This is a genomic window from Flavobacterium sp. LC2016-12 (assembly GCF_015351595.1).
Lineage (GTDB): Bacteria > Bacteroidota > Bacteroidia > Flavobacteriales > Flavobacteriaceae > Flavobacterium.
In genome coordinates, this window is sequence record NZ_JADKPT010000012.1 from 141,028 (window position 1) to 163,910 (window position 22,883).

Annotated in this window: 23 protein-coding genes and 3 tRNA genes; 12 read left to right on the forward strand and 14 right to left on the reverse strand. The window is 33.0% G+C overall.

Annotated elements, in window-relative coordinates:
* Positions 1-100 precede the first annotated feature (100 nt).
* The 6 genes from IRZ99_RS17425 to IRZ99_RS17450 all read right to left on the reverse strand — a co-directional run bounded on the left by IRZ99_RS17425 (position 101) and on the right by IRZ99_RS17450 (position 4,635).
* Complete coding sequence (locus IRZ99_RS17425; protein ID WP_194658469.1) at positions 101-1,966, reverse strand: beta-galactosidase family protein; 1,866 nt, start codon at positions 1,964-1,966, stop codon at positions 101-103.
* A gap of 46 nt (positions 1,967-2,012) precedes the next feature.
* The gene (locus IRZ99_RS17430) at positions 2,013-3,113 is read right to left on the reverse strand and encodes a phosphotransferase enzyme family protein (RefSeq protein WP_194658470.1); all 1,101 of its coding nucleotides are present in this window, start codon (positions 3,111-3,113) and stop codon (positions 2,013-2,015) included.
* A complete protein-coding gene (locus IRZ99_RS17435) occupies positions 3,101-3,313 on the reverse strand; it encodes a hypothetical protein (protein ID WP_194658471.1) in 213 nt (70 codons plus the stop codon). The genes IRZ99_RS17430 and IRZ99_RS17435 overlap by 13 nt, the downstream gene beginning before the upstream one ends.
* Before the next feature lie 1,009 nt (positions 3,314-4,322).
* Positions 4,323-4,405, reverse strand: a tRNA-Leu gene (locus IRZ99_RS17440).
* Positions 4,406-4,449: 44 nt separating this feature from the next.
* Positions 4,450-4,522, reverse strand: a tRNA-Lys gene (locus IRZ99_RS17445).
* Between the two features lie 40 nt (positions 4,523-4,562).
* Positions 4,563-4,635, reverse strand: a tRNA-Lys gene (locus tag IRZ99_RS17450).
* Between the two features lie 126 nt (positions 4,636-4,761).
* Between IRZ99_RS17450 and IRZ99_RS17455 the strand changes: the two genes are divergently transcribed.
* Positions 4,762-5,280: a shikimate kinase gene (locus IRZ99_RS17455; RefSeq protein WP_194658472.1), complete on the forward strand. Its 519-nt coding sequence runs from the start codon at positions 4,762-4,764 to the stop codon at positions 5,278-5,280.
* Here IRZ99_RS17455 and IRZ99_RS17460 read toward each other — a convergent pair.
* Both IRZ99_RS17460 and IRZ99_RS17465 read right to left on the reverse strand, forming a co-directional pair.
* Positions 5,272-5,772: a phosphoribosyltransferase domain-containing protein gene (locus IRZ99_RS17460; protein WP_194658473.1), complete on the reverse strand. Its 501-nt coding sequence runs from the start codon at positions 5,770-5,772 to the stop codon at positions 5,272-5,274. The genes IRZ99_RS17455 and IRZ99_RS17460 overlap by 9 nt on opposite strands.
* Positions 5,773-5,848: 76 nt before the next feature.
* The gene (locus IRZ99_RS17465; protein WP_099709257.1) at positions 5,849-6,238 is read right to left on the reverse strand and encodes an RNA-binding S4 domain-containing protein; all 390 of its coding nucleotides are present in this window, start codon (positions 6,236-6,238) and stop codon (positions 5,849-5,851) included.
* A gap of 79 nt (positions 6,239-6,317) precedes the next feature.
* Between IRZ99_RS17465 and IRZ99_RS17470 the strand changes: the two genes are divergently transcribed.
* A complete protein-coding gene (locus tag IRZ99_RS17470; protein ID WP_194658474.1) occupies positions 6,318-7,451 on the forward strand; it encodes an FKBP-type peptidyl-prolyl cis-trans isomerase in 1,134 nt (377 codons plus the stop codon).
* A gap of 223 nt (positions 7,452-7,674) precedes the next feature.
* Here IRZ99_RS17470 and IRZ99_RS17475 read toward each other — a convergent pair whose 3' ends face one another.
* From IRZ99_RS17475 to IRZ99_RS17485, 3 genes are all read right to left on the reverse strand, one after another.
* On the reverse strand, positions 7,675-8,628 hold the full coding sequence (locus IRZ99_RS17475) for a transketolase family protein (RefSeq protein ID WP_194658475.1): 954 nt from the start codon (positions 8,626-8,628) through the stop codon (positions 7,675-7,677).
* A gap of 75 nt (positions 8,629-8,703) precedes the next feature.
* Positions 8,704-9,555 (reverse strand): transketolase, encoded by an 852-nt coding sequence (locus IRZ99_RS17480; RefSeq protein ID WP_072974172.1) that lies wholly within the window; start codon positions 9,553-9,555, stop codon positions 8,704-8,706.
* Positions 9,556-9,803: 248 nt separating this feature from the next.
* The gene (locus tag IRZ99_RS17485; protein ID WP_194658476.1) at positions 9,804-10,103 is read right to left on the reverse strand and encodes a hypothetical protein; all 300 of its coding nucleotides are present in this window, start codon (positions 10,101-10,103) and stop codon (positions 9,804-9,806) included.
* A gap of 423 nt (positions 10,104-10,526) precedes the next feature.
* On the opposite strand from IRZ99_RS17485, the gene tgt reads away from it, so the two are divergent.
* From tgt to IRZ99_RS17535, 10 genes are all read left to right on the forward strand, one after another.
* Entirely contained in the window at positions 10,527-11,657 is a 1,131-nt protein-coding gene (gene tgt / locus IRZ99_RS17490) for a tRNA guanosine(34) transglycosylase Tgt (protein ID WP_194658477.1), read from the forward strand.
* A gap of 120 nt (positions 11,658-11,777) precedes the next feature.
* On the forward strand, positions 11,778-12,866 hold the full coding sequence (locus tag IRZ99_RS17495) for an LptF/LptG family permease (RefSeq protein ID WP_194658478.1): 1,089 nt from the start codon (positions 11,778-11,780) through the stop codon (positions 12,864-12,866).
* Positions 12,853-13,740 (forward strand): DMT family transporter, encoded by an 888-nt coding sequence (locus tag IRZ99_RS17500; protein WP_194658479.1) that lies wholly within the window; start codon positions 12,853-12,855, stop codon positions 13,738-13,740. Before IRZ99_RS17495 ends, IRZ99_RS17500 begins: the two co-directional genes overlap by 14 nt.
* 111 nt (positions 13,741-13,851) lie before the next feature.
* A complete protein-coding gene (locus IRZ99_RS17505) occupies positions 13,852-14,805 on the forward strand; it encodes an acetyl-CoA carboxylase carboxyltransferase subunit alpha (protein ID WP_026984040.1) in 954 nt (317 codons plus the stop codon).
* A gap of 140 nt (positions 14,806-14,945) precedes the next feature.
* The gene (dnaB, locus tag IRZ99_RS17510; RefSeq protein WP_072974159.1) at positions 14,946-16,490 is read left to right on the forward strand and encodes a replicative DNA helicase; all 1,545 of its coding nucleotides are present in this window, start codon (positions 14,946-14,948) and stop codon (positions 16,488-16,490) included.
* A gap of 136 nt (positions 16,491-16,626) precedes the next feature.
* Positions 16,627-17,007 carry a hypothetical protein gene (locus IRZ99_RS17515; protein ID WP_194658480.1) on the forward strand — a complete coding sequence of 127 codons (381 nt, stop codon included), beginning with the start codon at positions 16,627-16,629 and terminating at the stop codon, positions 17,005-17,007.
* Positions 17,007-17,645, forward strand: coding sequence for a hypothetical protein (locus tag IRZ99_RS17520; protein WP_194658481.1), 639 nt, complete (start codon positions 17,007-17,009; stop codon positions 17,643-17,645). The genes IRZ99_RS17515 and IRZ99_RS17520 overlap by 1 nt, the downstream gene beginning before the upstream one ends.
* Entirely contained in the window at positions 17,642-18,433 is a 792-nt protein-coding gene (locus IRZ99_RS17525) for a sensor histidine kinase (protein ID WP_194658482.1), read from the forward strand. The genes IRZ99_RS17520 and IRZ99_RS17525 overlap by 4 nt, the downstream gene beginning before the upstream one ends.
* Before the next feature lie 111 nt (positions 18,434-18,544).
* Positions 18,545-19,210 carry a response regulator transcription factor gene (locus IRZ99_RS17530; protein ID WP_194658496.1) on the forward strand — a complete coding sequence of 222 codons (666 nt, stop codon included), beginning with the start codon at positions 18,545-18,547 and terminating at the stop codon, positions 19,208-19,210.
* A 360-nt stretch (positions 19,211-19,570) separates the two neighbouring features.
* Complete coding sequence (locus IRZ99_RS17535; protein WP_194658483.1) at positions 19,571-20,830, forward strand: asparagine synthetase B; 1,260 nt, start codon at positions 19,571-19,573, stop codon at positions 20,828-20,830.
* A 1-nt stretch (position 20,831) separates the two neighbouring features.
* Here IRZ99_RS17535 and IRZ99_RS17540 read toward each other — a convergent pair whose 3' ends face one another.
* From IRZ99_RS17540 to IRZ99_RS17550, 3 genes are all read right to left on the reverse strand, one after another.
* Complete coding sequence (locus tag IRZ99_RS17540; protein WP_194658484.1) at positions 20,832-21,635, reverse strand: endonuclease/exonuclease/phosphatase family protein; 804 nt, start codon at positions 21,633-21,635, stop codon at positions 20,832-20,834.
* Between the two features lie 264 nt (positions 21,636-21,899).
* On the reverse strand, positions 21,900-22,067 hold the full coding sequence (locus tag IRZ99_RS17545; RefSeq protein WP_157849277.1) for a hypothetical protein: 168 nt from the start codon (positions 22,065-22,067) through the stop codon (positions 21,900-21,902).
* Positions 22,068-22,210: 143 nt separating this feature from the next.
* Positions 22,211-22,879, reverse strand: a complete 669-nt coding sequence (locus IRZ99_RS17550) for a response regulator transcription factor (protein WP_194658485.1) — start codon at positions 22,877-22,879, stop codon at positions 22,211-22,213.
* Positions 22,880-22,883: the final 4 nt, after the last annotated feature.

Genomic DNA, 22,883 nt, shown 5'->3' on the forward strand with positions numbered 1-22,883 from the left:
GGTTTAACTTACTTAAAATTAGACAGTAAATAGAGATGGCTATTTAGGCTCGTTCTTAATTTTCATTGCCCTAATTTTTCTCATGGAAAACCTATCTTTTTTACTTAGGTTCTCCCTTCTCGGGCTGTAAACTTTCTAATATTGGCGTTTCTAAAGTTCCTACTGAAGTTTGTACTTTGTCATTTTTCTGTTCAAAAATTACAATATCATTAGCACCTTTTTTCAACCAGCATCCGGGAAGATATAAGGTTTGTTGAGGTCCAACACTCCAGTAACGCCCGATGTTGATTCCGTTTACAAAAACGATTCCTTTACCCCAATCGCGCATATCAAGGAAAGTGTCACCAACTGCACTCAGGTTAAATGTCCCCTGGTATACTGCTGGCGCTCCAACTTTTGCGTTATTTTTAGCATCGGTTAAATTAGGAACGACATCCATTGGTAGCTGGTACATATTCCAATCGCCCGTAATTGTTTGTCCGTTGATGATTACAGGTGAAATAATTCCTTTTGTACTATTTATAATGTCTGCTCCGTAATTAATACGTCCCATATTTTCAACTATAATATCCAAAGTGGCATTAAAAGGAACATCGATCGTACAATCGTATTTTTTGTAGTAACGATTCAGTTCAGCTACTTTTACTCCATTCACATATACAATTGCATAATCACGAAGCCCTTTTAACTCAAGTGTTCCACTAATAGGCTGTTTGAATTTTTTACTGTACCAAACGTAGCCATGTCCTTGATTTAAATCCTCAAAAGTTAAAGGTGAATCTGCATTAACTGGTTTTACTTTATTCTTTAAATATTCCAGACTAACGGCTTTTGTTAATTTAATATTTGGAATAGAAATTACCGGAATCTTTGCAGGAACTGCTGGTGTTTTAGGATTTTTTAGTAGCTCGCGTAATGCATTATATTTTTCTGTTCCCCAACCTGCTTCGCTTATTGGTGCATCATAATCATATGTAGTTAAATCTGGCTGAATGTCGTGATTTCCATCATAATTTGCCCCGGAGGTAAAACCGAAATTGGTTCCTCCATGCACCATATAATAGTTGAAGGAAACCCCTGCATCAAGATATTTTTGAGTTTGTTTTGCTACACTTTCGGTAGAAACTTTCGGGAATTCTTCAGCCCAGTGATCTAACCATCCCGGATAAAATTCAGCCACCATATACGGACCTTTTCCGTTGTTGTATTTATTGACTATTTCTTTTAGTTTAGCTACGTCATCTTCACCATTTGCTGTTGGCAAAGCTCCCGGTAGGGCACCGCCTTCAAATAACCAGCTACCATCCGAAGTAAAGAAAGGAACATTAAAACCGACATCTTTTAGTTGTTGAAAAACTGCTGCACTGTATTTTTTATGCTCTTCTAACGGGATATCTTTGCGCTGCGCTACATAAGAACCGAACTCATTTTCACCCTGAACCATAATTATTGGGCCTCCATTACTAACCAATAAATTTTTAACCTGTCCATAAAGTGCTGTAAAGTAAGATTTTGTCGCAGCTAAATATTGAGGATTATTACCACGAATAACCATTCCCGGAACATTTCGTAAAAACCACGGATATCCGCCAAACTCCCATTCGGCGCAAACATACGGTCCCGGACGTAAAATGACATACAATCCTTCTTCCTGAGCAATCTTTATATATTCGGCAATATCTTTATTCCCTGTTTTAAAATCCCAAACACCAGGCGCTGTTTCATGATAATTCCAAAAAACATAGGTTGCCACGGCATTTAGTCCCATCGCTTTCATCATTTGTAAACGATGACGCCAATAAGGCTTGGGAATACGCGCATAATGCATTTCTCCACTATGAATCTGAATAGGTTTTCCGTCTAAAACAAAATTGCCATCCGTAATAGCAAAATTGTGTTTAGTTTGTCCTTTTGCGTTTACTGCCAGCAAAAGAAAGAGAAATAAAGTAAAAAGATTTTTTTTCATGTAACTATTTAATTTTAATGGATACCAACGAACCATTGTTTGTTTTTTATTTTTTATTTAGAATCAAAGACAGTTTTCCCTTGAGAAATGTTATTGTCTTGTGTTGAAACGGAACTGTTTTTTTTGTTTTCAAATAAGATTGTGCACTGTCCATAAGTTTAATTTGGGTTTTTGCTCTTACCAGATTCTGATTTTCATATGTTGTAGCATAATAACGATCATTATTTAAGTAATCTCCTAAGAAACGACAGGCTTGTTCGAAAAGAATCAAGGGTAAACTTAGATGGATATTTTTAGCTTCTTTCTCAGACATAAAAGAAGAGGCTACATTAAAATAAGCTTTCATAAAGGCCTCATAAATTTCTATATCAAAACATACTTTTGATAGATCTTTTTCTTCTTCTGTAGCGGTGTTAGTCCCTGTTCTTAAGGCATCACCGATATCATGAAAAATACTTCCTGGCATTATAGTATCAAAATCAATTATGCATAGAATGTTTTTGTTTTCATCAAAAAGCATGTTCCCTATTTTAGTATCATTGTGGACTACTCTCAGCGGTATTTTTCCTGTATTTATATCAATAGCGACATCCTGAATATTCTTAAAATTAGATTCTATAAACGCAATTGATTCTTTTGCTTCTAATAGCCTTTCCGGTGAAGCTTTTTTAATACTTTCCTTAAAATCGTGGAATCTTTTTATAGTATTATGAAAGTCTGGGATAGTGTATTCTAATTCTGAAACAGGAAAATTAAGCAATGCCGTATGAAATTTTGCTAAATAAGCGCCCACCTGACTAGCAACCACATTCGAGTCAATTCGGTCCAGGACCAAAGAAGGGATGTAAGTTGAAAGCTGCCAAATCGATTGATTTTGTTCTGAATAAAAATGGCCATTTTTGTTCTCAATAAATGTCAATGTAAAAAAACCGTTTGCATTCAGATAGCAAGTTGTTTTGATTTTATTGTTCAACAAAGCTTTTATGTTTGGAAACACAGTTTGGTTTATCTTTTGTAGAATATAGTCGGCATCGGCAGTCTTAATCTTATAAGTACTATTAATCAGTCCAATATCGATGACAGTGTAGGCAATTATAGATTTGTCCGGATAAAAATCCTGAAAGACTGTTTGAATTAATTCTTCCATACTATCATTTGATGAATGTCGTTAGTATGTGTGTTTTTCGTCTCTATTTCAATCAAATCTATATAAGTTGTATAATTAATTTCAGCCAGTTGGGAATGTTTTTTTGAAATCTCAATATTTGATTTTCTAGTCTTTAACTTTTTAAAGGCACCGTGTTTTGTTAAAATAACTACGGCTAATTCTGCTAATTTTGGCTTCATCTACTTTGGTTATGCTTTATTAATATAAATCTCAATTGCTCTTTCAGCTGTAGAATATTTTTGAAGTAAAATCTTGTTATTAAAAGGTTTACTCTTTGCTTATTCCGAAAATTATTCTTCAAAAAAGTAAATCAAATTAATACTAATTTTTACCCTTTTTTAACAAATATTAGTTCTTGGAAAGACCTCGTTTTTAGGTTTATTTCAAAGATTTAAAAAATGATCAAAAAGACATTATTAAATAATGTTGCCTTTTCATAAAAAAGTTAAAAAATATTACTGAATTGGTATTTTAATTGTTTTTAAATTAAAAATATGGGTTGGTTGTTCGTAATTCAATGACTAAACTATATATTTTTTTTAAATAAAAAAAGAAAATTTTAAAAAATGTGTTCGAACACATTAAATTTATGTGCACGAGCACATTAAACACGCCAAATGTCAACTATTAGCTTTTTTTTATGGTTTTACGATTTTTTATAAATAACAAGAAAAAACTTTCTTTGCACTTGAAAGATCTAACTCGAGTTGAAAAGTTCAAAAGAAATAGATTAACTAAGAAGTAGGTTTGATTGAAATGAAAAAAAAAGTTGATTTTTCTTATTTTTTTGCTGATTTATTGAAAACGAATTTTGTTGTGTAAGTAATTACAGAACGAAGGAGAAAATCTTTATGGGTAGTTAGGAGTATTAGATATTAAAAAAAAGATATTCTGACGAGAAAGCTATTTAAAAGGTAAGAGGAGATAAAAAAAGGATTTGGTACATCTAACTGTGTTTTGTGATGACTTAGTGTGAGAATAAAGATGTAATGGTTTCGATTGCTTATAATGTGCTAAAGTGTTATCAGATGGAAGAGTAATGTTTGTGTTGCAAAGCCAGAGCCTTTAACTGTAGTTTTTTTGTTTCGCGACTTCGAAAGCTTGCAAAATAGAAAATATCTCATAAGAGTTTACGAACTACAAAAAAAGCCTGAGAATATAGATTCTCAGGCTTTCTCTTTTTTATCGTGACCATGGAGGGATTTGAACCCTCACGCCCTTGCGAGCACCACCCCCTCAAGATGGCGAGTCTACCGTTTCTCCACATGGCCTAAAATGAAAAAAGGTCAAGTAATAAAAATTACTCGACCTTTTGTGACCCGACTGGGGCTCGAACCCAGGACCCCATCATTAAAAGTGATGTGCTCTACCGACTGAGCTATCGAGTCATTGCCTTCAAGAAACTTATGTTGTTAATCACATATTTTGTGACCCGACTGGGGCTCGAACCCAGGACCCCATCATTAAAAGTGATGTGCTCTACCGACTGAGCTATCGAGTCATTATGTTTCTTGAATGCGGGTGCAAATATAAGGAGTTTATTTTATTATTTGCAAGCATTTTTATTATAAATTTGTCTTTTTTTAACCAATGTTTACAATGCCCTAGTTTATAGGGTTTTATTAGAATGAAAAAAATCATCTTATTAGGATATATGGGTTGCGGAAAGTCAACTATTGCCCAAAATCTTTCAAAAAATACAAATATTCCGTTTTTAGATTTGGATAAATGCATCGAAAAAAGAGCAAATTTGTCCATAAATGAAATTTTTGAACAACATGGGGAGATCTATTTTAGAAAATTAGAGCATGAAATTTTTGTCGAATTACTTCAATCTTCAGAAAATAGTATAATAGGTTTAGGTGGAGGAACACCTTGTTATGCCAATAATCACGAATTATTAAAAAGTGATGCCGTTGTGTCGATTTATTTAAAGGCTTCAATAGAGACTTTATACAATAGATTAGTGCACAATAAAAGTAAACGTCCTTTGATTGCGAATATGGATGAAGAAGAAATGAAAGAATTTATCGCAAAACATTTATTCGATCGTAGCTTTTATTACAACCATGCGCAATATAAAGTTGTGGTTGATGATAAGACGGTCGAAGAAACGGTTGAGGATATTACAGCTTTATTAGCTTAAAAAGGCGTAATCTCCTTCTTTGTTGTCAAAAACAACCTGAACATGCTCGAGTAAAGAAGTCGAAAGTGAAATGCCTTTAAAATCGGCTTTTACAGGGTATTTTTTATGGTTTCGGTCTACAAGTACTGCTGTTTTGAATTTCTTAAGCGGAACGTCTAAGAAATGACGAACAGCATAGATTAATGTCGTGCCTGAGTTTAAGACATCGTCAACTAATACTAAGCCTTTATTTTGGTATTCTTCCTTAGTTAAAGAAGTCTGAATTGGCAATTGTGGATTTTGTTTATCAACCTTAACTTCGCAAGTAGAAACTTTAAGTGTCGAAATAGTACTCAATGCAATCGCAATTTTTTCGGCAAAAATAGATCCGTTTGAAGCAATTCCTGCAATTACAACTTCTTCCTCGTCAACAAAAGTCTCATATATTTGATAAGCGATACGTTTGATTTTGTGTTCGATTTCCTGATTGGTTAAGATGATGTTTTTGCTCATGATTTATTTTTTTGCTAAAGTACAAATAAGAATTTTAGATTTTATATTTTACATTTCAGATTTTCGAAATGGAATTTTACTCCGTTTCATCCTCATCAAAAATCTCGTTTCCATATTCATCGATATCTCTTCGGTCTTTTTTGGTTGGTCTTCCTGTTCCACTTTTACGGTAATGTTCTTTTGATAACTTTAGTAATTCTAAATGTGCATAAGCTTCCGCTGGTGTTTCATTTTTTCTGTATATATCAACCAATTTTGCACCCACACGACTTTCGGGTATGTCAAGTACGGTAATTATTTGAGTAATCTGATCTTTTCTGAAAGTAATTTTGTCCGTCGGAAAAACTTCCTTAGATGGTTTTGCAACCTGTCCGTTTACCGTTATATGGTTTTTTTTGCATGCCTCGGTTACCATGTTTCTAGTCTTGTAATAACGCACGCACCATAGGTATTTATCTATTCTCATAATTTTTCTAAAATCAAAGTTAAATTCTTTACAAAAATAAATCAATATTGTATCTTGCGCACCTAAAAAATTAACAATAATGAATAAATTTAAATATTATTTTATTTTATTGCTTGCCGGTATATCTTTGGTTTCTTGTAATAAAAGTGATGATGATGACGATGCGGTGGTAGTTCCTGTAAGGGATTATGCCGAACAATATAAAGCAGACAATGATTCAATTGTTAACTATTTAAAGACTAATTATATCAAAAGTGTTTCGGCTAATTTTGATATCGTAATTGAGAAAATTCCTGCTGGTGGCACGCAGGTTTCTATATGGGATCAAGATGTTTATAAATTAGATACCAGAGATGTTTATAGTAATGGTATTACTTATGAGGTGTATTATCTAACTCTAAACGAAGGTGTTGGTCTTTCACCTACAAATACAGACAAAGTGGTTGTTTCTTATTCAGGATCGCTATTAAATAATACTGTTTTTGATTCATCTAATAGATTTACAGCATTGTTATTTCCATATGATGCAAGCACGACAGAAGCAAGTACTGTAATAGAAGGCTGGTCAGAAATTTTTCCAAAATTTAAAACAGGCACTCATACAACTGCTGGTGATGGAACTATCACATATAGTGATTTTGGTGCTGGTGTTATGTTTCTGCCTTCTGGATTGGCATATTATGCTACTGGATCAGGTAGTAAAATTTTACCCTATACTTGTATTACATTTAGTTTTAAATTGTATGACTTACAACACTTAGATCACGATCAGGATGGTGTTTTAGATTATCAGGAAGATGTCAGTAAAAATAAAGACGGTTATATGTATGATTTTAGAGATACTCAAAGGTATCCAAATCCTCCAGCTGATTTAATAGATGATACTGATGGAGATGGTATTGCTGATTTTAGAGATTTTGATGATGATGGTGATGGTTATACAACGAGATTTGAGCTTACAAAACCAACGGATGCTACCTATTCTGGTTTAAGTAAATATTATCCATATGATCCAATTGCAGATAATCCGAATACACCTAACACAGATGAATCTGAAATTTGGGGTATTCCAAGAAGACCAACTGGTGCGCTTGCGGATCCTACAAAACCTGAATCTATTACGAATTCGAAAGCATTTATACCGGCAGATTACACAGATCCTGCACGTTTAAGAATGCATTTAGATAAAGCATATCCTTTTCAAAAGAATTAATTTAATTTATATGAAATTATACAACCTCGAAAGTCATTTCGAGGTTTTTTTTTGGATTAAAAAAGCTGAGTTCGCTCTTGTTAGTAACTTTTCCTTATTATCTAAGCAGGTCTAGCTATCTGATTTTTGTGTTTCTTCTTGATAATTAGAGCTCATTTCAAAGCATAAAAAAACCTCGAAAGTGATTTCGAGGTTTTTTTTATAAAGTAAGAAAATGTAAAAATTATTTTCTTTTGATAACTCTTTCTACAGCTTCAACAATCGCTTGATTGTTTAGTTTGTATTTTTCCATTAATTGCTCCGGTGTTCCAGATTCACCAAAACTATCGTTTACAGCTACAAATTCTTGTGGAGCTGGAGTATTTAAAGCTAATACTCTTGAAACGCTTTCTCCAAGACCTCCAAGAATGTTATGTTCTTCTGCAGTTACCACACATTTAGTTTTTGCCAATGATTTAAGAATAGCTTCTTCATCAAGTGGTTTGATTGTATGAATGTTGATTACTTCAGCAGAAATTCCTTTTGCTTCTAAAGCTTCAGCAGCAATAAGCGCTTCCCAAACTAAGTGTCCTGTTGCTACAATTGTAACGTCAGTTCCTTCGTTTAATAAAATTGCTTTCCCAATTACGAATGGCTCGTCAGCAGGAGTAAAGTTAGCTACAACCGGACGACCGAAACGTAAATAAGCCGGACCATGATGATCTGCCAATGCTAAAGTAGCTGCTTTGGTTTGATTGTAATCACAAGTGTTGATCACTGTCATTCCTGGTAACATTTTCATTAATCCAATATCTTCTAAGATTTGGTGAGTTGCTCCATCTTCACCTAGTGTTAAACCAGCGTGAGAAGCACAAATTTTTACGTTTTTATCAGAGTAAGCAACAGATTGGCGAATTTGATCGTAAACTCTTCCTGTAGAAAAGTTAGCGAAAGTTCCAGTGAATGGAATTTTTCCTCCAATTGTTAAACCCGCAGCGATACCAATCATGTTAGCTTCTGCAATTCCAATTTGGAAAAAACGCTCCGGGTGATTTTTTTTGAAATCATCAAATTTTAATGATCCAATTAAATCCGCACATAATGCCACAACGTTTTCATTTTTTTGACCTAGTTCAGTCATTCCCGCTCCAAAACCTGAACGAGTATCTTTACTTCCTGTATTTATATATTTTTTCATTTTTGTCTTTTTGCTGTACGCAATAGGCTGTACGCAATAAGCATAAAGCTTACTGCTTAAAGCTTATAGCTTTTTTTAGTAATCGATTTGATCTGCAGAATAGTTTTGAGCTAAAGCACTTGCCAACTGATCGTTGTTTGGTGCTTTTCCATGCCAAGCATGTGTGTGCATCATAAAGTCAACACCATTACCCATTTCAGTGTGTAATAAAATACAAACTGGTTTTCCTTTTCCTGTTCTTGATTTAGCGTCAGTTAATCCGGCTAGGATAGCATCAATGCTGTTTCCTTCTTTGATTTCAAGAACGTCCCAGTCAAAAGCTTCGAATTTAGCGCGAAGACTTCCCATTGCTAAAACTTCGTCAGTTGTTCCATCAATTTGTTTTCCGTTAACGTCGATAGTTGCGATAAGGTTGTCTACTTTTTTAGCAGAAGCATACATAATTGCTTCCCAGTTTTGACCTTCTTGTAATTCGCCATCACCGTGTAAAGTATAGATTAAATGATTGTCTCCATTTAATTTTTTAGCCTGGGCAGCACCAAGAGCTACAGATAAACCTTGTCCTAATGATCCAGAAGCGATACGAACTCCAGGTAAACCTTCGTGAGTTGTTGGGTGACCTTGTAAACGAGAATTTAATAATCTAAAAGTTGCCAATTCTGAAATAGGGAAATAACCGCTACGTGCTAAAACGCTATAGAATACAGGAGAAATATGACCGTTTGAAAGGAAGAAAATATCTTCTCCAATTCCGTCCATATCAAAACCTTCTTTGCGGTCCATAATATTTTGGTATAATGTTACCAAAAATTCAGTGCAACCTAAAGAGCCACCTGGGTGACCTGAGTTGACAGCATGTACCATTCGAAGGATATCTCTTCTTACTTGGATCGTTAAATCGCTTAATTGTTGTGTGTTAGGCTTCATTTTATATGTAAAAGTTAAACTGACGCAAAAGTAATTGTTATTTTGCGGGCTGACAAATGATTTTTTGCTTTAGTTTGCCGGAATTGTTAAATTCCACCACTTTTTTTATTGATCTTGAAAAAAAGACTTAAATGTTTTAGATTTCTTGAATGAGACCACCTAATCGGATCTTTTTTTATTGAAAATTTAAAATAAAAAAGCCCCTTTCGGGACTTGAATTTCTTTTCGCAGCATATCTAAAAATGGATTTAGTTGGTGTCGCTTTCGCTGTAGAAGTTGTTTTCCTCATCTTCAGAACCAATTTCTTCCTGTTCGTCATCTAGTTCTGAGCCGGGAATATCAAGATCATTGCCGAGTTTATCGCTGTTTTGTTTCCATTCATGATTGTCTTGATTAACGATTCGTTCTCCAGAAATATCTTGCGGATCAATGTCTTCTAGTTTATCTCCCTGATTGTAAATATCTTGATCTGCCGGGTAATCTAAATTTTCAAGATTTCTTTCGATTTGATCTTCTTTTATTGGATTGTTATCTTCTGAGTTTATCATGATTTCTATATTTTAATTGATCTTAATTTCTTTTTTTCTATTTCACTAAAATTACGAAATCAATACGGGCGCTTTGTTATATATTAATAGGAGGTTTGTTGTAACTTTTACATTTGATTGTTTAATGAAAACCTCTCGGTCTTTGCGTTAGGGATAGCAGCGGCATCTCCCGATTTAGAAAAACAAGGCTTTTTAGCCGTAGTTTTTGTTAATTGGGAATATAGCGTATAGCCCGACCGGAGGGAACGCCCAAAATAAAGTTATGAGTTAGAAGTTTCATATTTTACTTATTTCATCTATTGACCAAAGTCTTGTGTCAGGTTTCAAGTTTGTTAGAATCATTATCTAATTTTCTAATTGACAAATTATCTAATTAAGTTTCCCTGAAATTAGCTTATCTTTGCCGACTGAAAAAAGAAACAGATGAAGTTTGATTTATTACAAAAAGATCCGCAATCGAAAGCGAGAGCGGGGAGTATTACTACAGATCACGGCGTAATTGAAACGCCTATTTTTATGCCTGTTGGTACAGTTGCTTCGGTAAAAGGAGTGCATCAGCGTGAATTGAAAGACGATATTAATCCGGATATTATTCTTGGAAATACTTACCATTTATATTTACGCCCACAGACTGAAATTCTTGAAAAGGCCGGTGGATTACATAAATTCATGAACTGGGATCGTAATATTTTGACTGATTCTGGAGGATATCAGGTATATTCTCTTTCCAATAATAGAAAAATTAAGGAAGAGGGAGTGAAGTTTAAATCGCATATTGACGGTTCATATCACTTTTTTACGCCAGAAAATGTAATGGAAATTCAGCGTACAATTGGTGCTGATATTATTATGGCTTTTGATGAATGTACGCCTTATCCTTGTGATTACAGATATGCACAACGTTCGATGCACATGACACACCGTTGGTTGGATCGATGCATTAATCATTTAGATAAAGTGCCTTATAAATACGGGTATGAGCAAACATTTTTTCCGATTGTTCAGGGAAGTACTTATAAGGATTTACGTCGTCAATCGGCTGAATATATTGCAAATTCAGGGCAACAAGGAAATGCTATTGGTGGATTATCAGTAGGGGAACCAGCGGAAGAAATGTATGCGATGACGGAAGTTGTCTGCGAAATTTTGCCAGAAGACAAACCTCGTTATTTGATGGGAGTTGGAACTCCAATAAATATATTAGAAAATATTGCGTTAGGTATTGATATGTTTGACTGCGTGATGCCAACACGTAACGCAAGAAACGGAATGTTGTTTACAGCGAACGGAACCATCAACATCAAGAATAAAAAGTGGGAAGCTGATTTTTCTCCAATTGATGAAATGGGGCATACTTTTGTAGATACAGAATACACAAAAGCTTATTTACGCCACTTATTTGCTGCCAATGAATATTTAGGAAAACAAATTGCGACTATTCATAATCTTGGTTTCTATATGTGGTTGGTTCGCGAAGCTAGAAAACATATCTTAGCGGGCGATTTTAGACCATGGAAAGAAGTGATGGTTAAAAATATGAGCCAAAGACTTTAAAAAAGTTTCAAGTTTTTTTAGTTTCAAGTTTCAGGTTCTTTTAGCAACTTGAAACTTGAAACGTGATAAAAGGCTTTAGCCGAACTGGCGAAGCAAACAAAAAAAAACAAAAAGAAATCTATGTTAACGATAATAGACAAGTATATTTTAAAAAGATATTTAGCCACTTTCTCGGTGATGCTATTGCTATTTGCTCCGATTGGGATCGTTATTGACGTTTCTGAAAAGGTAAATAAAATGTTGGAAAACAAGATTCCGTTTATGGATATTGCGTTCTATTATTACAACTTTACGATCTATTTTATTAATTCGTTGTTTCCGATATTTTTATTTTTATCGGTAATTTGGTTTACTTCAAAATTGGCTAATAATACAGAGATTATCGCTATTTTGAGTTCTGGAATTTCGTTTACAAGGTTTTTAAGGCCTTATATTATTGGAGCGACAATCGTTTCTATCTTTGTGGCATTAATGGGATTTTTTATTGTACCAGCAGCCAGTGAAGGGTATAATAATTTTAGATATACTTATTTAAAAGGAAACGGGAAAGAGCTCATGCGGGGCGAAAATACCAACGTCTACAGACAAATTAATGATAACGATTTTATTTTTGTAAACAGTTTTCAGGAAGAATCTAAAACAGCTTTTAATTTTTCATTAGAACATTTTGAAAAAGATAAACTGAAATATAAAATTACAGCCAGCCGTATTAAATGGGATCCGAAAAAGAAAACCTATATTTTGTATGATTATACAAAAAGAACAGTTGGCGAATTGGGCGATGTAATCGAAAAGAATCCTGAAAAAAGCATTCCTTTTAAGTTCGAATTAGAAGATCTGACCCCTGTAATTTATATAGCTGAGACTTTGAGCCTTGGTAAATTATATAAGTTTATTGATAAGGAAAGAAAAAGAGGTTCAGGTAACGTTAATACTTATTTGGTTGTTCTTTATAAAAAATATAGTGTACCGGTTTCTGCTTTTATCCTTACTATTATTGCCGTTGCGGTTTCATCAATGAAACGACGCGGAGGTATGGGGATGAATCTTGCCATTGGAATTGCAATTGCTTTCTCTTTTGTGTTTTTTGATAAAATCTTTGGTACACTTGCCGAAAAATCTACTTTCTCACCTTTATTAGCTGTCTGGTTCCCGAATATGGTTTTCGGAATTTTGGCAGTTTACCTATTACGTAATGCGAAACGATAATTTAAAAAGTTACTTAAATCTTCATTTAATTGTTTTTATCTGGGGTTTTACTGCCATTTTGGGTGCTTTAATTACAATTGATGCCGAAAATTTAGTTTGGTTCAGAATGCTTTTGGCGATGATTTTTTTAGGAGCATTTATTGTTTTTAAAAAACAATCTTTTCAAGTTCCAATAAAAGAGCTTTTTAAACTGATTTTTGTTGGTTTGCTTATTGCACTGCATTGGATTTTCTTTTTTAAAGCCATTCATGTTTCAAATGTTTCAATTACACTTTCTATATTTTCTTTGGGTGCATTTTTTGCCTCTTTATTAGAACCGCTTTTTTACGGAAGAAAAATATTATGGTATGAAGTTTTCTTCGGATTAGTTATAATTGCAGGGCTTGCTCTTATTTTGCAAGTTGAAATTAAATATCTCACAGGTGTTTATTATGCATTAGCAGCAATTATTCTGGGAGTTTTATTTACGCTCATGAACGGAAAACTAATCTCAGATCATGAACCATCTGTAATTACATTTTATGAATTTGGTGCGGGAGTTTTCTTTATTACTATTTATTTTTTAGTTCAGGGAAAATTCAATGCTGATTTCTTTACAATGTCATTAAACAATTGGGTTTTACTACTTATTTTGGCTTCTATTTGTACGGCTTATGCTTTTACAGCTTCTGTAAAAGTAATGCAGAAATTAACGCCTTATACCGTGATGTTAACGACTAATTTAGAGCCAGTTTACGGAATTATGTTAGCTTATTTTATACTTGGAGGAAAAGAAAAAATGAGTACAGAATTTTATATTGGTGCCCTTATAATTGTAATTACAGTTATCTTAAATGGCGTTTTTAAACATTATAAAAATAAGAAAGAAGTGTAATAGTTTACTTATTTTTAAATCACAATTTGATACTTTACTAACAATTAACTGTGCCAATGATATAATATTTTTATATTTGCGGTTCGATTTACAAACAAAATTCAAAAATCCATGGAATATTTAGATTTTGAGCTTCCAATCAAAGAACTTGAAGAACAGCTAGAAAAGTGTGTTATAATTGGAAAAGAATCTGATGTTGATGTAACACCAACCTGCAAGGAAATCAACAAAAAATTAGAGCAAACTAAAAAAGATATATACAAAAACCTTACGGCTTGGCAACGTGTTCAGCTTTCAAGACATCCAAACAGACCGTATACTTTAGATTACATCAGAGCGATCTGCGGTGATACTTTCTTAGAACTTCATGGAGACAGAGGTTTTAAAGACGATAAAGCAATGGTTGGTGGACTAGGGAAAGTAAACGGGCAATCGTTTATGATCGTTGGTCAGCAAAAAGGTTTTAATACAAAAACACGTCAGTACCGTAATTTTGGTATGGCAAATCCTGAAGGATACCGTAAAGCTTTGCGTTTGATGAAAATGGCAGAGAAGTTCGGAATTCCGGTTTTGACTTTAGTAGATACTCCGGGTGCATATCCAGGACTTGAAGCTGAAGAAAGAGGACAAGGAGAAGCTATTGCAAGAAACATTTTTGAAATGGTTCGTTTGCAAGTTCCAATTATCACGATTATTGTGGGTGAAGGAGCTTCTGGAGGAGCTTTAGGAATTGGTGTTGGAGATAAAGTTTATATGTTAGAGAATACTTGGTATTCTGTAATTTCTCCTGAATCATGTTCTTCAATTTTATGGAAAAGCTGGGAGTACAAAGAACGTGCTGCAGATGCCTTAAAATTGACTTCATCTGATATGAAAAGACAAAAATTAGTTGATGATGTTATTCCGGAACCACTAGGAGGGGCGCACTATGATCGCGAAACTACTTTCAAAACAGTTGCCGAATACATTACCAAAGGATATAACGAATTGAAAGACTTATCAACAGCCGACTTAATTGCCCAAAGAATGGACAAATACAGTAATATGGGCGAGTATAAAGAGTAAATTCTTACAAGATTAATTAAAATCCGAAGCCTTACAGTTTCGGATTTTTTTTTGGTTATGAACAAAAAAATCTTATTTATAAACAATTAATAGTTATAACTCGATAGCAATTTTTTTTTAAATTTTGTTACTTTCGCTATATGGAAAATTTCAAAAACATAAACCCTGTTAAGGTAGATAAAACCACAATTATTAATTTAGAAAAAGGAAAATTACCTCCGCAAGTACTTGATTTAGAAGAAGCTGTACTTGGGGCAATGATGATTGATAAAAAAGGGGTAGATGATGTAATTGATATTTTACAAGCTGATGCTTTTTATAAAGATGCACACAAATTTATTTTTGAAGCAATTGTTCAGCTTTTTACAGATACGCAGCCAATTGACTTGTTGACTGTTTCAGCTCAGCTGAAAAAAAATGGAAAATTAGATTTAGCAGGAGGAGATTTTTATTTAATCCAGCTTACACAAAAAATTGCTTCTTCGGCACATATCGAATTTCACTCACGTATTATTCTGCAGAAATTCATTCAGAGAAGTTTGATTAGAATTTCATCTGAAATTATTGAAGCATCTTATGATGAAACAACAGATGTATTTGATTTGTTGGACCAAGCCGAATCAAAATTATATGAAGTAACACAAGGAAATATTAAACGTAGTTCTGAAACTGCACAAAGTTTAGTTTTGCAGGCTAAGAAACGTATTGAAGAAATTTCAAAGCAAGAAGGTTTAAGTGGTGTTGAAACCGGTTTTACTAATTTGGATAAACTTACTTCAGGATGGCAACCGAGTGATTTAATTATCATTGCAGCAAGGCCCGCGATGGGTAAAACTGCGTTTGTACTTTCAATGGCCAGAAATATTGCCATCGATTTTGGACATCCTGTTGCTTTGTTCTCTCTGGAGATGGCATCAGTTCAGTTAATTACGAGGTTAATTTCATCAGAAACAGGATTATCATCAGAGAAACTGCGTACTGGTAAATTAGAACCACACGAATGGACCATGTTGAGTACCAAAGTTAAGAACTTAGAAAAAGCGCCTTTGTTTATTGATGATACACCTTCACTTTCTATTTTCGATTTAAGAGCAAAATGCCGTCGTTTGGTTTCGCAGCACGGAATAAAAATTATAATTGTCGATTATTTGCAATTAATGACCGCTGGAGGAAATTCTAAAGGAGGAGGAAATCGTGAGCAGGAGATCTCAACAATTTCCCGAAACTTAAAAGCTTTGGCAAAAGAGTTAAATGTTCCGGTAATTGCACTTTCTCAGTTATCGCGTGCGGTTGAAACACGTGGATCTAGTAAACGTCCTTTGCTATCGGATCTTCGTGAATCTGGAGCAATTGAGCAGGATGCTGATATTGTTTCGTTCTTGTACCGACCGGAATATTACAAAATTGATGAGTGGGATGATGATGAGGCTTCGCCAACTGCTGGTCAGGCAGAAATTATGATCGCGAAACACCGTAATGGTGGTATCGAAAACGTCCGTTTGAAATTCTTGGGCCACCTTGGTAAATTTGATAATCTTGACGATTTTTCTGGTAGTTATGATGATTTACCTTCTAAAATGAATCATGATGATAATCCGTTTATCACTAAAAATCTTCCATCTCCGAATGAAGCTTTTGGTAGTAATCTGAATGATGACGATGATGATAGCGATGTTCCATTTTAATATAAATTTAAAAAGCCTTCTTGTAAGGCTTTTTTTGTGAACATTTGTTAATTTTTTTTATAAAATTCAGTAGTTTAGCAAAGCGATTGCATCAAGCAAGTGTAAATTAACTTTTAACCAAAAACAAATTTAGATTATGGAAAATGAAACATTCCCAGAAAAAGTATGGATAGAATTATCAACAGCAGAAACTTGGGCTAAAAAGCATCGAGATCACATGGCAGTGGAAGAGCCTAAAAACAGAATCAATGCTTATTTAATTCCCAGTACAGCTTTAGAAGGAGTTTTAAAATTAGGTACAGAAGCGGTGCGTGCTTACGTTGGTATTAATGATAAAAATGAAAAAACTTTAATGTTTGTTGGAGCAACATACAATGCTGAAACTAAAATTTTCGAAGATGTTTTCCCAGAAGGAATAACAGTTGGAGGAAAAGAAAATGTTACTGATGGGCCAATCGTTTATGATACAAGCCGTCCTTGCCCACCTTATGGAGATCCAAACAGTCCATTGGCGTAATGGATGATTTTTTAATATATTTTGGTTATTTTATTTTGATAATCAATTTTGTGTTATATACATTTAGCTTTTTCCAAAAGGGAAAAGCTAATGTTTTTTTTGTGGCTTATTTAGGATTTTCATTTCTCATGCAATTTACAATGGAATTTCTTTATCATCTTAAAAAGAACAATCTATTAGTGATGAATTCTTTCTTTATTGGTCAAATGGTTATTTTGGGATTATTTTATAGGTCATTGTATAACCTTGATGTACAGAAAAAATTTGTTGTGGTAGCTCTAACTCTTGTTTTAGTACTTTTGATTGCGCAAAATGCTTTTGATCCAAATTTGCTATTTAAATTTAATTTACCTCAAATTACAGTTACTTCTCTATTAATTGTAGTTTTTGCCTTAATTCATTTTTATAATATCCTTACAGAAAAAAAACAATATTACTATATTACAGTTGGAGTCGTTATCTATATGTTTGGGGCTACAGTTTTATTGCTGCTCGGTAATTTGACTACTGGGCTTAGTGATGACTTTAAATATATTAGTTGGAGAATTAACGCTGTTTTAGTTATAGTATATTACTTTTTTGTTTTATTTGAATGGATAAAAAGTTTTTCGAATAAGAATAGTATAACTGATGTATGAGTGAAAATCTAAATTACGAAAAAGAAATAGTTGCAATTATTTTATACACTTCCTGTTTTCTAATGGTTGTTGCAGTATCACTAGTGGTCTTTTTTTATTTTTCAAGAAAGAAAATTATCCAAAAAGAAATTGAAAAGAAAAATCTGGAAATTCAACATCAAAAAGAACAATTGCATGCTATTCTTTTTACACAAGAAGAAGAACGAAAGCGCATTGCGCAAGATTTACATGATGATATAAGCTCTAAGCTAAATATTGTTTCCTTAAACGCCCATTTACTTTCTGCTCCAAATTTGACTGAAGCTGAAACAAAAGAAATTACCGAAAACATCATCAGTCTTACTGGAAAAGCACTAGATAATTCAAGAAAGATTGCACATAATCTATTACCGCCCGTTTTTGAAAAATTTGGACTTAATGCCGGAGTTGAAGAATTATGCGAAGAGTTTGAAAGTAGTAAAGCTGTAAAAATTCATTATAAAAATGAAATTGATTTTGATGAAAGTGAAATGGATCGTCATTTACATATTTTTAGAATTTTGCAAGAATTGATGAATAATTCATTACGACACGGGAAAGCAACCGAAATTTGGATTTCTTTTAATACTATTTCAAATGTTGCGACTTGTAATTATGAGGATAACGGTATTGGTTTTGATAGTAAAAATACTGAAAATCAAAAAGGTTTAGGGATGAAAAATATTGACAGCCGGATTTCTTTTTTAAACGGAAGCATCCGGGTAAACTCCCAGATCAACAAAGGAATTTCTGTGATTTTCACTTTTTAAGTTAAATTTCGTGAATAAATAAGCTTTTAGCTCATTAAGTAAAGTATTTTGATCGGTTTTTTAATTGATATTTTGTAATTTCGGCAAACCAAAGACAAAACCAAATAAATGATGAATCCCGCTATTAAAATTGCTTTAGTCGATGATGAAGTGTTATTCCGAAAAGGAATTGCTTTTTTATTACAAAGAGAAGATAATATCGAAATTATTTTTGAAGCTTCAAACGGAGAAGAACTTCTCTTGAACTTAGAGGCTAACGAGATAAAACCTGATATTATTATCATGGATTTAAAAATGCCTGTCTTAAATGGTGTAGAGGCTACAAAAATTATCCGAAAATCTTTTCCCGACATTAAAATAATTGCTTTAACGAGTTATGATTCTAAATCATTTATTGCAAACATGATTCAGGTAGGAGCAGTTGCTTATTTAATAAAAAATACAACTCCTAAAGATTTAATTCATACTATTAATGAAGTAGCTAAAAAAGGATTTTATTACAATGAGAACGTATTAAAAACAATTCAGGAAACTATTGTTTCATCAAAAAACTCAAAAGGGCATTTAGAAACTAGTTTTCTCTCTCCAAGAGAAATAGAAATCCTTCAGCTTATATGTCAGCAAAAAACAACTTCTGAAATTGCTGACCATCTTTTTTTAAGTCCTAGAACCGTAGAAGGCCATCGCAACAATTTATTACTTAAAACAGAATCAAGAAATATTGCGGGACTTGTAGTGTATGCGATTCAGAACGAAATTGCTTTTTTAAGCATTTAACTTGTTAAAAATTGAATCGATAATACGTAATACAAAATTATTGTAAGTACAAGTAAACAGATACCTATTTTCTGTATTAAATTTAACCCCTTTGGCTGGTTATTGCTCTCATTAAACTTCATGGTGTGGTTTTCATTTGATTAATAGTTCAATAATTTGGGTTTCCAAATGTAAGTAGAAATTAGTTTTGTGGAATAGGTGTTTTTACCTGTTTTTGCCAAATAATTTTTTGCCAAATAAATTGTACTTATTTAGATAAATACTCTGTTTATTTGTTTAACATTTCTTTCTCTTATAAAACAACTTTATCTGTTGTGTTTTTTAGAGCTTCCTTTATATCTTTACTAAAATAATTTTCTAATGTATAAGAGTTTAGTTTATATTTTCATACTGTTTCTTTCTTTTACGGCAAAAGCTTCATTCATCTTACTTCCGATGGATGAAACGACGCAGCAAAATCATCTGAAAGCATACGGAATTACATATTGGTGTTTAAGCAAGGATTATAAAGCAAGTTGGTTGCTTAATTATCGTGGAGGATCATTTTTGTTACCTGATGCTGATGAGATTCGTAAAGAATGTCAAATTAGAGGGGTTAGCTTTGAAATACTATCAGATAGTGAAGAAGCTTCTATTTTAAACGACATTTCGAGTCCTTCTCAAAATATGGAATCTGTTATTCTGGAAAAAGCACCAAAAATTGCTGTGTACACTCCAAAAGGAAAACAACCTTGGGATGATGCGGTAACACTTGTACTAACTTATGCCGAGATTCCTTTTACACCAATTTATGATGAAGAAGTCTTAAGTGATCAATTATTACTCTATGATTGGTTGCATTTACATCATGAAGATTTTACGGGACAGTACGGAAAATTTTATGCAGCTTATAAAAATACACCCTGGTATATTGATCAGAAGAAAGATACTGAAGCTTTAGCCGCAAAATTAGGCTATTCTAAAGTTTCTCAGGAAAAAGGTGCTGTTGCTAAAAAAATTAGGGATTTTGTTATTGGCGGAGGATTTATGTTTGCCATGTGTTCTGCAACGGACAGTTTTGATATTGCTCTGGCAGCCGATGGAGTGGATATTTGTGAGGCAATGTTTGATGGTGATGCGAGTGATTCTAATTATCAGTCAAAATTAAATTTCGGAAATTCCTTTGCTTTTAAAGACTTCACCCTGGAAAGAAGGCCGGAGCAATATGAGTTTTCTGATATTGACATGACATTAAAACGCAAAATTCCTGTTGAAAAAGATTATTTTTCCTTGATGGAATTTTCTGCAAAATGGGATCCAATACCTAGCATGCTGTGTCAAAATCATACACAATTGGTGAAAGGTTTTATGGGACAAACAACTTCATTTGATTCCTCATTGATAAAATCAAATATATTAGTCATGGGCTCTTGCGAGCTTAATGGAGAGGCCAGATACATACATGGAGAAAAAGGGAAGGGGATGTTTACCTTTTTTGGCGGTCATGATCCCGAAGATTTTCAACATCAGGTTGGAGATCCGCCAACAGTTTTAGATCTGCACCCAAATTCGCCGGGATATAGATTGATCTTAAATAATGTATTATTTCCCGCGGCTAAGAAGAAAAAACTTAAAACATAATTTACTTTAACGAAAATTCAAACCAAATCGGAATATGATCTGATATTTTTCGAGCCTCTTGCAAAGAATTAAAAGTTTTGTAGAAAGAGATGACTCCTGAATTTTTATAATTCAGAGAATTTATTTTGTAAAATATATTGTCAAACTCTGATGCCAGACAATAGTTGTTTTTACATTTTTGTTTTAGTGATGTTTTTTGATTTTGTAAAACAGAAGTATAGCCTGATTTTTTAAGTGGATTAAAAACTGAATGTGATTGAGGGCAGTTAAAATCGCCTATAAAAATTAAATTCAAATTAGGGTATTCGTCTGGTAGAAATTTAAAGTATTTAATTTCAGTTTCTGGTTGTTTATTTTTAGTAATGGCATGGTAATTAACTAAAGTAATTGCCTTTTTATCAATTTCAAAAGTTGCGAAATAAGGTTCGCGATCAATTTCCAGATGGTATTTTTTTTCTAGCCAGGGACTCCCTTTTAATCTTGCCTTTTTCGTTTTCCAAATAAAGGCATAACGCTCCGTTTTATAACTGCTGCTGCTAGTTGGATTGCTAATTATGTAATCCCATTTTGAGCCTTTTTCGTTCAATATTCTATTTAGTTGTGCAATAGCTTGTGCGCCACCGTAGCCAGCAACAACTTCCTGTATTGCAATTATGTCGTAATCAAGAATAATATTGGCAATAAAGTTTAATTCAGTCGTAGATTTTGTTTTCCCGAAATTTTCTAAATTCCAGGATACAATTTTAGTTTGTGAAAAAGAGAGAACACTAAAAAATAAGAAAAGGAAACTTATGATGTTTTTCATGCAGAATTAAAAAAATCAAATATAAGTAATTTAAAATTTGATGGTATTCTTAAATCACTCTAAGTTTTAAATTCTGGTTAAGTCAAAATCTTTTTAAGACAATTTTTTTGTCGTATTGTTTTGATTATTTTCCTGGGTAGCTTTCTTGAGAACCATCCTTTCTGTTCTTGAATTATACCAATGCAATATAATAAGAATGCAAATCACTATAATTAAGGCGTTTCTTTTCATATCTAATGAAGTTTAAGACTGAAAAATAACTATTTAATGTTTTTTGTATCTGTTTTTTAAAGCAGTAGAGATAATAATGATTTGCAAGACAAGAAGTGCCGGAATAAAAATAATTTTCCAGTCTACTTCAAGCCAACCCGATTTCTCAGAAACGAAAGCAAAACTTACGGACAGAAAAATACATAATAACATAGTTTTCATGATGATCTTGTTTTTGGTTGTATTAATTTTTGAGATAAAATTAATTCTGTATTTTGGTCTCATTGGTTGATTAATAGATTCAAAACAAATTTATAAGGATAAAGAAACATTTCCTTACGGAAACCCGTAAATACGAATAAAATTTATACTAGGCCAAAGTCTTTGGCAATAGCAATTAAATGGACATTATTATTGGCTTTAAAATATATTTTTAATTTATTAATTCTTTTTTCGATGCTACTTGTTCCGTTTGGAGTAATAGAAGAGGATTTAAACTCACTTGAAATGTTTTCTAAAATGTATCCCTGAGCTAATAATTTCAGAATTGAAATGTCGTAAGATTCTATTTCAATCAATGTTTTGTCATTAAAACTAAATGATAAATCTGAAGATAGAATTTTTTCTTCTCCTCTAAAAGTTCCTTCAATCGCTTTTCTTAGTTCATTTATACTATTTCGTCCTTTTGAAACATATGCGTTTATTTTCAAGTCATGAAACAATGATTTGATTCTGTAGGATTTGTCTTCAATTGAAAATACAATCTTTTTTAAAGAAGGCTGTACAATGTTAATTGCTTCAATAAGCTCTTCGCCACTTGATAGATCCGTTTTTCGATGATCTGATTTAAAAGATAAGTCACTTATCAATAGATCATAAGGAGCGTCTTCAATAAGAGCTTTTTTTATGCGCAATATACCATCATCACAATATTTTACATGATGTATTGTTGGTATTTTTAAGTCTTCAAGTACTTGAATAACAGCAATACTTATACTATCTAAATCTTCGGCTACTAAAACTTTTTTAAACATATTA

What these genes read in the sequence shown, in the direction of transcription:
- IRZ99_RS17545 (WP_157849277.1), bottom strand. Translation starts at nt 22,067, where the DNA reads ATGAAAACTATGTTATTATGTATTTTTCTGTCCGTAAGTTTTGCTTTC.
- IRZ99_RS17505 (WP_026984040.1), top strand. Translation starts at nt 13,852, where the DNA reads ATGGAATATTTAGATTTTGAGCTTCCAATCAAAGAACTTGAAGAACAG.
- IRZ99_RS17520 (WP_194658481.1), top strand. Translation starts at nt 17,007, where the DNA reads ATGGATGATTTTTTAATATATTTTGGTTATTTTATTTTGATAATCAAT.
- IRZ99_RS17500 (WP_194658479.1), top strand. Translation starts at nt 12,853, where the DNA reads ATGCGAAACGATAATTTAAAAAGTTACTTAAATCTTCATTTAATTGTT.
- IRZ99_RS17435 (WP_194658471.1), bottom strand. Translation starts at nt 3,313, where the DNA reads ATGAAGCCAAAATTAGCAGAATTAGCCGTAGTTATTTTAACAAAACAC.
- IRZ99_RS17540 (WP_194658484.1), bottom strand. Translation starts at nt 21,635, where the DNA reads ATGAAAAACATCATAAGTTTCCTTTTCTTATTTTTTAGTGTTCTCTCT.
- IRZ99_RS17480 (WP_072974172.1), bottom strand. Translation starts at nt 9,555, where the DNA reads ATGAAGCCTAACACACAACAATTAAGCGATTTAACGATCCAAGTAAGA.
- IRZ99_RS17470 (WP_194658474.1), top strand. Translation starts at nt 6,318, where the DNA reads ATGAATAAATTTAAATATTATTTTATTTTATTGCTTGCCGGTATATCT.
- IRZ99_RS17460 (WP_194658473.1), bottom strand. Translation starts at nt 5,772, where the DNA reads ATGAGCAAAAACATCATCTTAACCAATCAGGAAATCGAACACAAAATC.
- IRZ99_RS17525 (WP_194658482.1), top strand. Translation starts at nt 17,642, where the DNA reads ATGAGTGAAAATCTAAATTACGAAAAAGAAATAGTTGCAATTATTTTA.
- IRZ99_RS17515 (WP_194658480.1), top strand. Translation starts at nt 16,627, where the DNA reads ATGGAAAATGAAACATTCCCAGAAAAAGTATGGATAGAATTATCAACA.
- IRZ99_RS17475 (WP_194658475.1), bottom strand. Translation starts at nt 8,628, where the DNA reads ATGAAAAAATATATAAATACAGGAAGTAAAGATACTCGTTCAGGTTTT.
- IRZ99_RS17535 (WP_194658483.1), top strand. Translation starts at nt 19,571, where the DNA reads ATGTATAAGAGTTTAGTTTATATTTTCATACTGTTTCTTTCTTTTACG.
- tgt (WP_194658477.1), top strand. Translation starts at nt 10,527, where the DNA reads ATGAAGTTTGATTTATTACAAAAAGATCCGCAATCGAAAGCGAGAGCG.
- IRZ99_RS17530 (WP_194658496.1), top strand. Translation starts at nt 18,545, where the DNA reads ATGAATCCCGCTATTAAAATTGCTTTAGTCGATGATGAAGTGTTATTC.
- IRZ99_RS17430 (WP_194658470.1), bottom strand. Translation starts at nt 3,113, where the DNA reads ATGGAAGAATTAATTCAAACAGTCTTTCAGGATTTTTATCCGGACAAA.
- IRZ99_RS17485 (WP_194658476.1), bottom strand. Translation starts at nt 10,103, where the DNA reads ATGATAAACTCAGAAGATAACAATCCAATAAAAGAAGATCAAATCGAA.
- IRZ99_RS17425 (WP_194658469.1), bottom strand. Translation starts at nt 1,966, where the DNA reads ATGAAAAAAAATCTTTTTACTTTATTTCTCTTTCTTTTGCTGGCAGTA.
- IRZ99_RS17465 (WP_099709257.1), bottom strand. Translation starts at nt 6,238, where the DNA reads ATGAGAATAGATAAATACCTATGGTGCGTGCGTTATTACAAGACTAGA.
- IRZ99_RS17550 (WP_194658485.1), bottom strand. Translation starts at nt 22,879, where the DNA reads ATGTTTAAAAAAGTTTTAGTAGCCGAAGATTTAGATAGTATAAGTATT.
- IRZ99_RS17455 (WP_194658472.1), top strand. Translation starts at nt 4,762, where the DNA reads ATGAAAAAAATCATCTTATTAGGATATATGGGTTGCGGAAAGTCAACT.
- IRZ99_RS17495 (WP_194658478.1), top strand. Translation starts at nt 11,778, where the DNA reads ATGTTAACGATAATAGACAAGTATATTTTAAAAAGATATTTAGCCACT.
- dnaB (WP_072974159.1), top strand. Translation starts at nt 14,946, where the DNA reads ATGGAAAATTTCAAAAACATAAACCCTGTTAAGGTAGATAAAACCACA.